This window comes from Ralstonia sp. SA306 (genome assembly GCF_054792405.1).
Genome location: NZ_CP096452.1, coordinates 1,100,095 through 1,113,117 on the forward strand (window position 1 = coordinate 1,100,095; position 13,023 = coordinate 1,113,117).

At 64.9% G+C, this 13,023-nt stretch carries 9 protein-coding genes and 1 riboswitch; of the genes, 4 read left to right on the top strand and 5 right to left on the bottom strand.

Features of this window, described 5'->3' with window-relative positions; translation table 11 throughout:
- Positions 1–9 precede the first annotated feature (9 nt).
- Genes rbbA through M1D44_RS21555 form a run of 4 tightly spaced genes read right to left on the bottom strand, consistent with a single transcriptional unit; the run spans position 10 to position 7,123 of the window.
- Positions 10–2,826, bottom strand: a complete 2,817-nt coding sequence (rbbA, locus tag M1D44_RS21540; RefSeq protein WP_316852405.1) for a ribosome-associated ATPase/putative transporter RbbA — start codon at positions 2,824–2,826, stop codon at positions 10–12.
- On the bottom strand, positions 2,790–3,863 hold the full coding sequence (locus M1D44_RS21545) for an HlyD family secretion protein (RefSeq protein WP_316852406.1): 1,074 nt from the start codon (positions 3,861–3,863) through the stop codon (positions 2,790–2,792). Before M1D44_RS21545 ends, rbbA begins: the two co-directional genes overlap by 37 nt.
- On the bottom strand, positions 3,860–5,374 hold the full coding sequence (locus M1D44_RS21550; protein ID WP_428984630.1) for an efflux transporter outer membrane subunit: 1,515 nt from the start codon (positions 5,372–5,374) through the stop codon (positions 3,860–3,862). The genes M1D44_RS21545 and M1D44_RS21550 overlap by 4 nt, the downstream gene beginning before the upstream one ends.
- Positions 5,375–7,123 carry a PHA/PHB synthase family protein gene (locus M1D44_RS21555; RefSeq protein ID WP_316852407.1) on the bottom strand — a complete coding sequence of 583 codons (1,749 nt, stop codon included), beginning with the start codon at positions 7,121–7,123 and terminating at the stop codon, positions 5,375–5,377.
- A 495-nt stretch (positions 7,124–7,618) separates the two neighbouring features.
- On the opposite strand from M1D44_RS21555, the gene M1D44_RS21560 reads away from it, so the two are divergent.
- On the top strand, positions 7,619–7,804 hold the full coding sequence (locus M1D44_RS21560; protein WP_024978748.1) for a hypothetical protein: 186 nt from the start codon (positions 7,619–7,621) through the stop codon (positions 7,802–7,804).
- A gap of 14 nt (positions 7,805–7,818) precedes the next feature.
- Positions 7,819–9,216: an ATP-dependent RNA helicase DbpA gene (dbpA, locus tag M1D44_RS21565; protein ID WP_024978747.1), complete on the top strand. Its 1,398-nt coding sequence runs from the start codon at positions 7,819–7,821 to the stop codon at positions 9,214–9,216.
- A gap of 50 nt (positions 9,217–9,266) precedes the next feature.
- Here dbpA and chrA read toward each other — a convergent pair whose 3' ends face one another.
- The gene (gene chrA / locus M1D44_RS21570; protein WP_024978746.1) at positions 9,267–10,502 is read right to left on the bottom strand and encodes a chromate efflux transporter; all 1,236 of its coding nucleotides are present in this window, start codon (positions 10,500–10,502) and stop codon (positions 9,267–9,269) included.
- A 125-nt stretch (positions 10,503–10,627) separates the two neighbouring features.
- Between chrA and M1D44_RS21575 the strand changes: the two genes are divergently transcribed.
- Together M1D44_RS21575 and eutC are read left to right on the top strand one after the other, a co-directional pair.
- On the top strand, positions 10,628–12,010 hold the full coding sequence (locus tag M1D44_RS21575; protein WP_316852408.1) for an ethanolamine ammonia-lyase subunit EutB: 1,383 nt from the start codon (positions 10,628–10,630) through the stop codon (positions 12,008–12,010).
- Positions 12,011–12,030: 20 nt separating this feature from the next.
- The gene (eutC, locus tag M1D44_RS21580) at positions 12,031–12,822 is read left to right on the top strand and encodes an ethanolamine ammonia-lyase subunit EutC (RefSeq protein WP_316852409.1); all 792 of its coding nucleotides are present in this window, start codon (positions 12,031–12,033) and stop codon (positions 12,820–12,822) included.
- Positions 12,823–12,886: 64 nt separating this feature from the next.
- Positions 12,887–12,992, top strand: a riboswitch (glycine riboswitch).
- Positions 12,993–13,023 lie beyond the last annotated feature (31 nt).

A 13,023-nucleotide genomic window follows, 5' to 3' on the forward strand; every position in this document is an offset into this window, starting at 1 on the left:
GTGGCTCTCCTATCGATCCTGCTTGCGCAGCATCAGCAAGGTGGCGCCCAGGATGAACGGCACCGCCGCCAGGAGCGGCCAGAATGCGCTGCCCAACGCACCCATATCCAGCGCCTTGCTGAACACGCCCCGGCTTATGGTCAGGAAATGCGTGGCCGGATACACGCGCCCGATCAAGGCCCCCGCCCCTTCCAGCGACGACACCGGATTGAGCAATCCGGAAAATTGCACGCACGGAATGATTGTGCCGATCATGGTGACGAACATGGCCGCGATCTGGCTTTGCGTGAAGGTGGACGCAAACAGCCCGAAACCCGTCGAACACGTCACGAAGATCAGCGCCCCCAGCGCTAGCGTCGCAAAGCTGCCTTTAATCGGGACACCGAACACCGTCACCGCCAGCACCGCCAGCAACAGGAAGTTCAGCATGGCCAGCACGATATACGGCGCCTGCTTGCCGAGCACAAATTCCGCGCGTGTGACCGGTGTCACGTAGAAATTGATGATGGAGCCCAACTCCTTCTCGCGCACCACCGACAGCGCCGCCAGCATGGCGGGAATCATCATCAGCAGCATCGGAATCACGGCAGGCACCATGGCAGGCAGGCTTTTCACGTCGGGGTTGTAGCGATAGCGCGTCTCAACGCTGCTGGGCGCCGCCAGACGCACCCCCAGCCGGTGCACGGCCGTATCGGCCAGCCAGAGTTGGTGGATGGCCTGTACGTAACCGCGCACGGTTTCCGCGCGGGTGGGCATGGCACCGTCCACCCAGGCACCGATCTGCACGGCCGCGCCGCGTTCCAAGTCGCGTGCAAAACCAGGCGGGATTTCAATCGCCAGCGACAACTCGCCGTTGCGCATGCGGCGGTCCAACTCAGCGTAGTCGCGAATTGGGGGTTTTTCGATGAAATAACGCGAGCCCGCCAGGTTGAGCGTGTAGTCGTGCGAGAGCACGGTCTGGTCGCGGTCCAGCACGGCGTAGGTCAGGTTCTCCACATCCAGGCTGATGCCGTATCCGATGATGAACATGAGGATGGCCGTGCCCAGCAGGGCCAGCGTGGCGCGCACGCGGTCGCGGCGCAGCTCCAACGCCTCGCGCTGCGAATAGCTCAATGCGCGCGCAAGACTGAAGCCGCGGCGGGCGGGCATGCCGGTAGGCGCAGTGGTTGCCGCCGTGCGCACCGGCAGCGGCGCGGCAACCTCGTCGGTGTCCGCAGACGCTTCGGCAGCCTCCCGTAGATAGCCAATGAACGCCTGCTCGAGCGTCTGCGTGCCACGGGCACGCACCAGCGCCGCGGGCGCATCGCTCACCAGCACACGGCCGGCATGCATGAGCGAGATGCGGTCGCATCGCTCGGCCTCGTTCATGAAGTGCGTGGAGATGAAGATGGTCACGCGATCCCGCCGGGCGAGGTCGATCATCAGGCGCCAGAACATATCGCGCGCGACCGGGTCCACGCCGGAGGTCGGCTCGTCCAGGATCAGCAGCTCAGGCTTGTGCACCATCGCCACGGCCAGCGACAGCCGCTGCCGCATGCCCAGCGGCAAGCTCTGGGGCAGGCTGTCGGACACGTCCTGCAGTCCGAAGCGGGTCAGCATCTCAGCCGCACGCGACTGCACCTCGGGTTCGGGCACCTGGAACAGGCGCGCGTGCAGCACAAGGTTCTGACGTACGGTCAGCTCGCCATACAGCGAGAACGCTTGCGACATGTAGCCCACACGCCGGCGTGTGTCGATGTCCTTCGGGTCAACAGGATGCCCAAACAACCACGCTTGGCCCTCGCTGGCAGGCAGCAGGCCCGTGAGCATCTTCATGGTGGTCGATTTGCCGCAGCCGTTCGAGCCGAGAAAGCCGAAGATCTCTCCACGACGGATACGGAAGTCGACGTGGTCGACTGCGACAAAGTCGCCAAAGCGCATGGTCAGGCCGTTCGCTTGCACTGCCACATCGTCTTCTGCGCCGGCCACCAGCGGTGGCACCACCACGGCCTGATGACCCTGCCGGCGCGTGAGCGGCAGCAGCGCAATGAAAGCGGCCTCAAGGGAATCGGTACCCGCGCGGCTGCGCAGGGCGGCCGGTGTGCCGGTGGCGAGCACCTGCCCCGCATCCATGGCGATCAGCCAATCAAAGCGCTCGGCCTCTTCCATGTACGCGGTGGCCACGATCACGCTCATGCCCGGGCGCGCGGCGCGAATACTGGCAATCAAGTCCCAGAACTGCCTGCGCGAGAGCGGGTCGACGCCCGTGGTCGGCTCGTCCAGAATCAGCAGATCGGGATCGTGGATCAGCGCGCAGCACAAGGCCAGCTTCTGTTTCATGCCGCCCGACAGCTTGCCGGCTGGTCGTGAGAGAAACGCGCGCAGGCCGGTGCTGGACGTGAGCGCATCAATGCGGCGTCGGCGCTCCGCTGCATCGTGGCCGAACAGCCGCCCGAAGAACTGCAGGTTCTCCTCGATCGACAGCGTGGGGTACAGGTTGCGCCCCAACCCTTGCGGCATGTAAGCAATGCGAGGACCGACCGCGGCGCGCGCACGGCGGTCGGCCATGTCGCTGCCCAGCACATGCACTGCGCCGTCCTGCAGGGCACGCGCGCCGGCCACCAATGACAGCAGGCTGGACTTGCCCACGCCGTCCGGACCGATCAGTCCGACCATGCAGCCGGCGGGCAGATCGAGCGTGACGCCATCCAGCGCCAGCGTCTTGCGATAGCGCAGGCTCACGCCGGCCAGGCTTGCCACCGGCGCCACGGGGCGCCCGTCATGTAACGCAGATGGGTCGACAGAGGTGGTCACTGCGGAACCTTGATCGCCAGGCTGGCCGGCCATTCGGCTTGCCCGTCGAGTCTGAGCCACGCCACGCCGGGCAGACCGGTCTTCACGAGCTTCAGGTGTTTGCGCAGCAGATCGCGATCGATCTGCGCCTTGACGCGAAACATCAGCTTCTGGCGCTCGCTGGCCGTCTCCACGGTCTTGGGGGTGAATTGCGCGGTGCTGGCCACAAAGGACACGCGCGCCGGAATCACGAATTGCGGCGCGGCGTCGAGCACAATACGCACCTCGCTGCCCATGGCGATGCGGCCTGCGTCCGTCTCCGGCACAAAGAAGGTCATGTAGACGTCGGAAAGATCCACGAGATTGAGCAGGCGCCCGCCGCCGGCCAGAACCTCACCGGGCTGGGCGATGCGGTATTGCACGCGGGCGTCGCGCGGGGCCGTCAAGGCGCTGTCATCGATATCGGCCTTGATGCGCAGTACGGTTGCGTCGGCCGCCTTGACGGTGGCACCGGCACCGGCCACCTGCGTACGGGCGGCCAAGACGGCGGCCTGCGCCGCCTCGGCTTGCGCGCGGGCCGCCACCAGCGCGGCCTTGGCGCTGCGCACACGGGCGCGGTCGTCGTCCAGTTCCTGCATGGACGATGCCCCTTCGTTCGACAGCGTTTCGGAACGCGCCAACCGCCGCTGCGCGGCATCCAGGTCGCTCTCACGCAGGGCGATCTGTGCCAGTGCAGCCTGCCGATCGGCCTCTCGTACAGCCACCTGGGCCTGCGCACTCGCCACGGCAGAAACGGATTGCTGCTGCCGCGCCTGGGCCTCGTCGCGCTGCGCTTCCAGCGTCTGCACTTGCATGTGCGCAAGCGGCTGGCCGCCCCTCACGAAGTCGCCCTCGTCCACCAGGATGTCTTGCACGCGGCCGGGAAGCTTGGTGGCCACGTCGATTTCGGTGGCCTCGATACGGCCGTTGCCGCTCACAAAACCCTTGCCGGGCCCCTCTTGCCGCAAGGCCTTCCATGCGAACGCCCCACTGGCGACCACCAAGGCGGCAGCGAGCAGCGCAATCCATCGTTGTCGGGGAGTCGTGGTCATGGTGTAGGTTTGCCCGATACGCGCGGTGATGGCGTCGGGCTCAGATGGGGTTGCGGATCGGATGCGGATTCGACGGCCTGCGTGCCGCCACCCAGTGCCGCATACAGGCCAACGCGGCTAGAGAGAAGCGCACGGCGCACCTGCACCAGTTGCTGCTGCGCGGCCAGTAGGTCGCGCTGGGCGTCAAGAACCTCCAGGAACGTCGATGCTCCGGCATCAAAGCGAAGTTGCGACAACCGTGCGCGTTCGGTCTGCGCTGCCAGTGCGGCCTGCGCAATGTCGAGCTGTTCGGCTACCCACTTGCGTGCGGAAAGCGCGTCGGACACGTCGCGGAAAGCGCTCTGCACGGTCTTCTCGTAGGCAGACACGGCAAGGTCTCGGCGGGTTTCTGCCAGGTCGAGGTTGCTGCGCAGCTTGCCGCCTTCAAACAGCGGGAGGCTGATGCTTGGTGCAAAAACCCAGGCGCGCGTGCCGGGTGCAAACAGATTGCCCAGTTCCGGGCTGATCGTGCCGTAAGCGCCTGTCAGGGCCACGCGGGGGAAAAACGCCGCCCGTGCCGCGCCGATGCTGGCGTGCGCGGCACGCAGCCGGTGCTCCGCGGCAACAATGTCCGGGCGCTGCGTCAGTAGGTCGGAAGGCAGGCCTGCGCGCAACTCGGCCAGCATGCGGTGCTCGTCAAGTGGCTCAGAAACCGATGGCAGGTCGATCGGCTTGCCGACAAGCAAGGCCAAGCCATGCGCCTGTGCGTCGCGCGCCTGCTGCAATTGCGTCAACAGCGCCTGCGCCTGGGTCAGCAGGGTCTCGACCTGCGTTTGGTTCAATCGTGAAGTCGCTCCCACCGTCACACGGCGCGAGAAGATGCGCAGGGTCTCGGTTCGGCTGTCTACGGTCTGCTGCGCCAGTGCAATGCGCTCGTCCAGTTCACGCAATACCAGGTAGCTGTCGGCCACCTGCGCGATCAGCCCAAGCGCTACCGCACGGCGCGCAGCGTCGGAAGCCACATAGCTCTCCAGTGCGGCGTCGTTGAGGTTGCGTACGCGCCCCCAGAAATCGATCTCCCAACTGGAAACACCGGCGCCCACCTGGTACTGAGTGACACGCATCGGCATGCCGAATGGGCTCAGGTCCGCCGGAATGCTCAGGCGGCTGATGCCGGCCTGCGCGTCGAGGTGCGGAAATATCTCCGCCCGCTGGATGCCAAACGCGGCACGCGCCTCCTCCACCCGCAGCACGGCGGTGCGCAGATCGCGGTTGTTCTCCAGCGCCTGAGCGATCAATGCCTGCAGGCGCTTGTCCGTAAAATACGCCTGCCAGCCGGTGGCGGAGGCAGACAGGCCATCGCGGCCATCGTCAGCGTCATAGTGCTGGGCCACGGGCAAGGCGGGCGCCTCGTAAGGCGGCGCCATCGAGATGCAAGCCGACAGGGCCAGCGCAGTGGCGGAGGCCACCATGGCGGCCATACGCGTGCCGGCGTACCTGCCGCATGCGCGGCGTTGTTTCTCCACACGCATCTATTTCTCCAGCACGTAGGTGCCGGGCGCATCAGCCAGTGGCGGCAATCCGGGTACGCCCATCTTCGGCGGTTTGACCGCTGTGGCGCCCGATGCATGCGCGACCAGCCATGCATGCCATGCCGGCCACCATGAACCGTCGGTGGCGGGGGCCGATGCCAGCCAGTCATCCGGCGCCGCCGATGTCTCACCGATGTGGCGCGTCTGCATCTGGAACCGCCGATGCGAGTTGGCCGGCGGGCTGACAATGCCGGCGTTATGACCGCCGCTTGTCAACACGAACGTCAGCTCCGACTCGGTCAAGTGATGCAGCTTGTAGACCGAGCGCCATGGCGCCACGTGGTCGGTCAGCGTGCCCACCACGAAGATGGGCAGATCGATGTCGTTGAGTGCCACCGGCTTGCCGTTGACGGGGTAGCGGCCCTCGCTCAGGTCGTCGTTCAGGAACAGGTGCCTCAGATACTGGCTGTGCATCCGCGCAGGCATGCGTGTGGCATCGGCGTTCCAGGCCATCAGATCGTTCATGGGTGCGCGATCGCCCAGCAGGTATTCCCCCACCAACCTGGACCACAGCAAGTCGTATGAGCGCAGCATCTGGAAGGCTCCGGCCATCTGGCTGGCGCGCAGATAGCCGGTCTGCTCCATCTGCGCTTCCAGCAGACTGACCTGTGCCTCGTCGATGAACAGGCCCAGTTCGCCCGGCTCACAGAAGTCTGTCTGCGCGGCAAAGAGCGTCATCGACGCCAGCCGCGCATCGCCATCGCGTGCCATGGCAGCCGCGGCAATGGCCAATAACGTGCCCCCGAGGCAGTAGCCGGCGGCGTGTACGTGCCGGCCCGGCACGATGGCATTGACGGCATCGAGCGCGGCAAAGACACCGAGCTTGAGGTAGTCATCCATGTCGAGGTCGCGATCAGCCTCGTCGGGGTTTTTCCAGGAGATGCAGAACACGGTATGGCCCTGCTCTACCAGATAGCGGATCAGCGAGTTCTGCGGCGACAGATCCAGGATGTAGTACTTCATGATCCATGCCGGCACGATCAGGATGGGCTCGGCCTGGACCTTGCTCGTGGTCGGTGTGTACTGGATCAACTCGATCAGGCGGTTGCGCAGCACGACCTTGCCGGGCGTTATGGCAACGTCACGGCCTACCATGAAGCGTTCCGTACCGGCCGCCGGCGCGCCGCTCATGGAACGCTCGAGATCATCGAGCGCATTGAACGCACCGCGCACGAGATTGGTGCCGTGCTGCTCGAACGTCCGACGCAGGACAATCGGGTTGGTTGCCAGTTGGTTGCCCGGCGACATCATGTCGAGCCATTGACGCGCAGCAAAGGCAACGACGTCCTCATGATGCTTGGCGACACCCCAGACGCCGCGCGTGGCCGCCTCCCACCATTGTTCAGTCAACAGGAAAGACTGGTGCAGCACGTTGAACGGCCACAAGCGCCACTCGTCAGCCAAGAAACGACGATCATGGGCCGGCGGCTGGACGCAAAGACACACGTCCCGCGGGCCGGACGCCAAGCAGTTTCGGATGTAACGCTCAAGTTGTTCGGCCTGCGTCAGCGCCAGGCGGCACAGATCCAGCCGCTTGCCCGGCGAGACGGCCAGATGCAGCGCCCAATCGAGCAACGCCAGTTGCATTGATGCAAGCGACAGCGAATTCGATGTGCGGGCAAGAGCCGCGTGAAACGGCAGATCGATCTGGTCTGCAGTCGGTGAAGACGGCACGGGGGCGGTGCGCATGGTTGGGGCGTCAAACGATTGCCAATATGCAATCCATTAGATGCCAGCAGCTACCGACCGGACTTGACGCACCTCAAACCGGGACAAGAGCGTGGACTCTAGGCCGTGTCAAAGAAATGACATCTGCGGTTTCCTGCCAGTCGTCACATAGGTTTAGCCCGCGCCTTACTGGCCTAAATGGGTGTGTTAGAGTCCGGCGGGGAAAACGTGACGATCTGCAGGATCGGCCCCATATCTCCATCGCTCTCAACGTTGTAGCCGCGAATCTGTTGCACCAACAGGATGCATTGGGCGCATGGCGTGGGCGTCGCGAGACGAGATGACTTTCCCACCTGTCAGGCCAACATAGCCAAAGGGCAGCGCAATCTCCTACGAACGGCTTGGCAACGCCATTTGTGGTTGAGGTAATGATCCAGATTGACATCGGCGCGCTCGCGGCCCCGGTCCACCTGCCTCGTCATCGAGGCGCAACGAACAATCCATTTAGAGAAAACCGTGTTCACTTGCATCAACCAGAGCTGCGGCACGCAGTGGGAGCTGTCCGACGTCGTCATCAAGGATGAGGGCCAAGGACCGCTGTTCCGCTGTGCGCTATGCGGCGCGCGCAACTATCTCAAACGCGTCGAAACCAAAGACGGCCGGGTCATCTACAAGCAAATCGAAGGCAAGCCGCTCAAGTGATCCAACGCAACGACATGACCATCGAACCAACCGCCACGCCCTTCACCACCCTAGCGCTCGCCCCGGCCGTGCTCGCGAACCTTGCGCAGCTCGGCTACACCGACATGACGCCGATCCAGGCTGCAAGCCTGCCCATCGCGCTTGCGGGGCACGACCTGATCGCGCAGGCCAAGACCGGCAGCGGCAAAACTGCAGCGTTTGCGCTGGCCCTGCTCGCACGGCTCGACGCGCGCAGCTTCGACGTGCAGGCGATGGTGCTCTGCCCCACGCGCGAGCTTGCCGATCAGGTGGCACAGGAGGTCCGCCGTCTGGCACGCGCCGAAGAAAACGTAAAGGTACTGACGCTCTGCGGCGGCACACCGATGCGTCCGCAGGCGGCGAGCCTCGAGCATGGCGCACATGTCATCGTCGGCACACCGGGGCGCATCATGGACCATCTGGAGCGCGGCAATCTCGCGCTCGGCGCATTGAAGACGCTCGTGCTGGACGAAGCCGACCGCATGCTCGACATGGGCTTCTTCGATGACATCGCGACAGTCGTGCGCCAATGCCCGCCTGATCGGCAGACGCTGCTGTTCTCAGCAACCTACCCGGAAGGTATTGCGAAGCTGAGCCAGCGCATTCTGCGCAATCCAAAAGAGGTAAAGCTCGAAGAGCGCCACGACGACAGCAAGATTCGCCAGCGCTTCTACGAGGTGCCCGACAACAAGCGGTTGCATGCGGTCGGGCTGCTGCTCAAGCACTATCGGCCGGTGAGCACGCTCGCGTTCTGCAACACGAAGCAGCAATGCCGCGACCTGCTTGACGTGTTGCGCGCGCAGGGCATCCACGCGCTGGCGTTGCATGGCGAACTCGAGCAGCGCGAGCGCGATCAGGTATTGATCCAGTTCGCGAACCGCAGTTGCTCGGTGCTCGTCGCGACCGACGTTGCCGCGCGCGGGCTCGACATCGCACAGCTCGAAGCGGTGATCAACGTTGACGTGACGCCTGACCCCGAAGTGCACGTGCATCGCATTGGCCGCACGGGCCGTGCCGATGAGAACGGCTGGGCGCTGAGCCTCGCGAGCATGGATGAGATGGGGCGCGTCGGCAACATCGAGCAGGCCCTCGGGCGCGAGGTCGAATGGCACAAGCTCGACGAGCTGGATACCGGCAATGACGCCCCGCTGCTGCCGCCAATGGAAACGCTGCAGATTCTCGGCGGACGCAAGGAGAAGATCCGCCCTGGCGATGTGCTCGGCGCGTTGACGGGCGATGCCGGCTTTCGCGGCGACCAGATCGGCAAGATCAACGTGACCGAATTCTCGACCTACGTCGCGGTCGAGCGCGGCATCGCGCGCGATGCGCTGCGCAAGCTCAACGCCGGCACGCTGAAGGGCAAGAAGGTCAGGGTTCGGCTCATGGACGAATGACCCGCTGCCTTTGCGCAGCTACCGGTTGCCGCTCGTAGGGAGAGCGCGATTCAACCCAGCACGGCTGCGGCAACGCCCGCCGCCGCACAAAACGCCACCACAATCAGCGGTGGCGTTTTCCATCGCGTCAGCAGCAGAAACGCAATCGCCGCGACAGCGAAATCAAGCCATGACCGCACGGCGCTCGTCCAGACCGGCGAGTAAAGCGCAAACGCCAGCAACCCGACCACCGCGGCATTCACACCTGCCAGCAACGCTGCCATGGAGGGGCGAGCGCGCAACGCCTGCCAGTAAGGCAGCGCGGCAATGACCAGCAGCAGGCCCGGCAGAAAAATGCCCACCGTGGCAAGCGCAGCCCCGGCCCAGTGATTCAGCCCCGGGCCGATCGTCCAGCCGAGGAAAGCGGCGAAGGTAAATAGCGGCCCCGGCACGGCTTGCGCGGCACCATAGCCAGCCAGAAAATCGTTCGACGCGACCCAGCCAGTCGCAACAGTCTGCTGCTCCAGCAGGGGCAGCACGACGTGCCCGCCCCCAAATACCAACGCGCCCGAACGATAGAAAGCGTCGAACACCTTGGCGGGCATCCACGGATGGAGATCCGTCGCGACAGGAAGCCCGAACAGCAGCGCGCAAAACAGGACCATGCAGACGATGCTCGCCACGTGGGACACGCGGAATGCAGCCCCCTGCTCCGCCCTCGGACCACCACTCGCCTGACGGGACGATCTGCACAACGCCAGCCCGAGCATGGCGCCGAGCACGATCACGACCAGTTGCGCGTATACGGTTGTCAACGCGCTGAGCACGGCGATGCTGATCAGCGCGATACCTGCGCGCTGCCAGTCAGGACAGAGCTTGCGTGCCATGTCCCACACGGCCTGTGCCACTACCGCAACGGCAACCAGCTTCAAACCGTGGATCAGGCCCGCGCCAATCGGGCCGCCCAGGCTCGGCGCGAGCATCGCAAAGGCCAGCAGCAACAAGACGGAAGGCAGCGTAAAGCCGCACCATGCTGCTAACCCGCCGCGCCACCCCGCCCGAAGCAGCCCGACGGAGAATCCCACCTGGCTGCTGGCAGGCCCGGGAAGAAACTGGCACAGGCCCACGAGGTCCGTGAACGTTGCGTCGTCCAGCCAGCGGCGGCGCTCCACGAACTCGCGCCGGAAGTAGCCGATATGTGCCACCGGCCCACCGAAACTGGTGAGACCCAGCTTGAGAAAGACCGCCAGCACTTCCATGGCAGAGCCCGCTTGATGTGTGCGGGACGGTGTGGCGGATGCGGTCATTGGCGGGGAGAGATCGATGTTTGGGAAACGCGTATTAGAACATTGCCGCCGTGGCATGTAAGGCAACTAAAGTGGCAGGATAGACACCGCCGTCACCGTCATTGGACTCTTCCGCGTATCCCATCATGCACTTCGCTCAGACCATTGGCGCGCAGCGCTATGTGTTCAACGATCTCAAGACGCTCCTGGCCAAAGCCAGCCCGGCGCGTTCCGGCGACTATCTGGCGGGCCTGGCCGCTGCCAGCGAAGGCGAACGCATGGCCGCGCGCATGGCGCTGGCAGACGTGCCGCTGTCGGCGTTCCTTAACGAAGCGCTGGTGCCTTATGAGAAAGACGAGGTCACGCGCCTGATTCTTGATCGGCACGACGCGCGGGCCTTCCAGCCGATTGCCTCGCTGACGGTGGGCGAATTTCGTAACTGGCTGCTCCTGCATGAGACGGACAGCCAGACACTGGCAAACGTCGCGCCCGGTATCACGCCCGAAATGGCTGCCGCGGTCAGCAAGCTGATGCGCAATCAGGATCTGATCGCCGTCGCCCGCAAGTGCCGCGTGGTCACGCGCTTTCGCAACACCATCGGGCTGCCCGGCCGGTTGTCGGTCCGGCTCCAACCCAACCACCCGACGGACGACCCCAAAGGTATTGCCGCGTCGATCATCGATGGCCTGCTCTATGGCTGCGGCGATGCGACCATCGGCATCAACCCTGCGGGCGATAATCTCGGCGCGATCGTCTCGCTGCTGCAATTGGTCGATGAACTGCGCAATCGCTACGCCATTCCCACGCAGTCGTGCGTGCTGACCCACGTGACGAACACACTGCGCGCCATTGACCAGGGCGCGCCGGTGGACTTGGTATTTCAGTCGGTGGCGGGCAGCGAACAGGCCAACGCGGGATTCGGCATCAGCCTTGCCTTGCTGGCCGAGGCGCATGACGCCGCGCGGGGCCTTGAGCGCGGTACGGTCGGCAATAACGTGATGTATTTCGAGACCGGCCAGGGCAGCGCGTTGTCGGCCAATGCGCATCACGGCGTCGATCAGCAAACCATGGAGGCGCGTGCTTATGCGGTGGCGCGGGCGTTCTCGCCGTTGCTGGTCAACACGGTGGTCGGTTTTATCGGGCCGGAGTATCTCTACGACGGCAAGCAGATCATCCGCGCCGGATTGGAAGACCACTTCTGCGGCAAGCTCATGGGCCTGCCGATGGGTTGCGACGTGTGCTACACCAACCACGCCGAAGCCGATCAGGACGACATGGATACGCTGCTCACCCTGTTTGGCGTGGCCGGCATCCACTTCATCATGGGCGTGCCGGGCGCCGACGACATCATGCTGAACTACCAGAGCACGTCGTTTCATGACGCACTCTATCTGCGCGACACGCTGGGCCTGCGGCCGGCGCCGGAGTTTGAGGCGTGGCTGCAAAGCATGGGTATTGTCGACACCGCTGGGCGCCTGCAAGACGCCACGGCGCAGCAGCCGCTGCTGCGGTTGGCCCACGCGCTGTGAACCCCGTTGGATATCCGCACATGCCGAAACACACGCTCGTTCAACCGAATCCGTGGACACACCTGCGTGCCTTTACCGACGCACGTATTGCGCTGGGCCGCGCCGGCAACAGCCAGACGACCGACGCCGTGCTCGCGTTTGGCGTGGCGCATGCCCAGGCGCGCGATGCCGTGCACTTGCCGCTCGATATCGCTGCAGTGGCGGCCGCGCTTGAACAGGCGGGCTTCACGGCGTTGACCGTGCACAGCGCGGCAGCCGATCGCGCCCAGTATCTGCGCCGTCCCGATCTTGGCCGCCGGCTTGACGATGCCAGCCGCGCAAAACTCGGCGCGTTGCGGCCAGCGCAACCCTTCGACGTTGTCTTTGTGATTGCTGACGGGCTTTCCGCATTGGCGGCGCAAAGCCACGGCATGCCGCTCCTGTGCTGCGTGCGCGAGCGTCTGCCGCGCGACTGGTCGATCGGCCCCGTGGTCATCGCCGCGCAGTCTCGTGTGGCGCTGGGCGATGAGATCGGTTCGCTGCTTGGCGCGCGGCAGGTGGTGATGCTGATCGGTGAGCGGCCCGGGTTGAGCTCGCCAGACAGCCTAGGCACTTACCTGACCTACGCGCCGCGCGTTGGGTGCTCCGATGCGCAGCGTAACTGCATCTCGAATGTTCGGCCGGCTGGCCTGACCTATGACCAGGCAGCGGCCCGGCTGGTGTTCCTGCTCAAAGGCGCGCTGGCGCTCGGCCGCAGTGGCGTGGACCTGAAGGACGACACGCCATCCGTTGCCCCCGGGACAGCCCGACTTGCCGAACGTCACAACCCGTGACACACTCCGTCCCGCTGCCCACACCGGCAGCACGCAGGCGCGGCTGACGCACCAACGACAGCTGCAACACGCCGCAGGAGAGACCGGGCTCAACGCACACACGCGCAACGCCCGGCGCCGATGGAGCAACCACCCCGGAAACTCTCAGGCAAAAGGACTGTGGCGTCGACTGCGAATCTGGAGAGAGGCGTGCATGCGTGC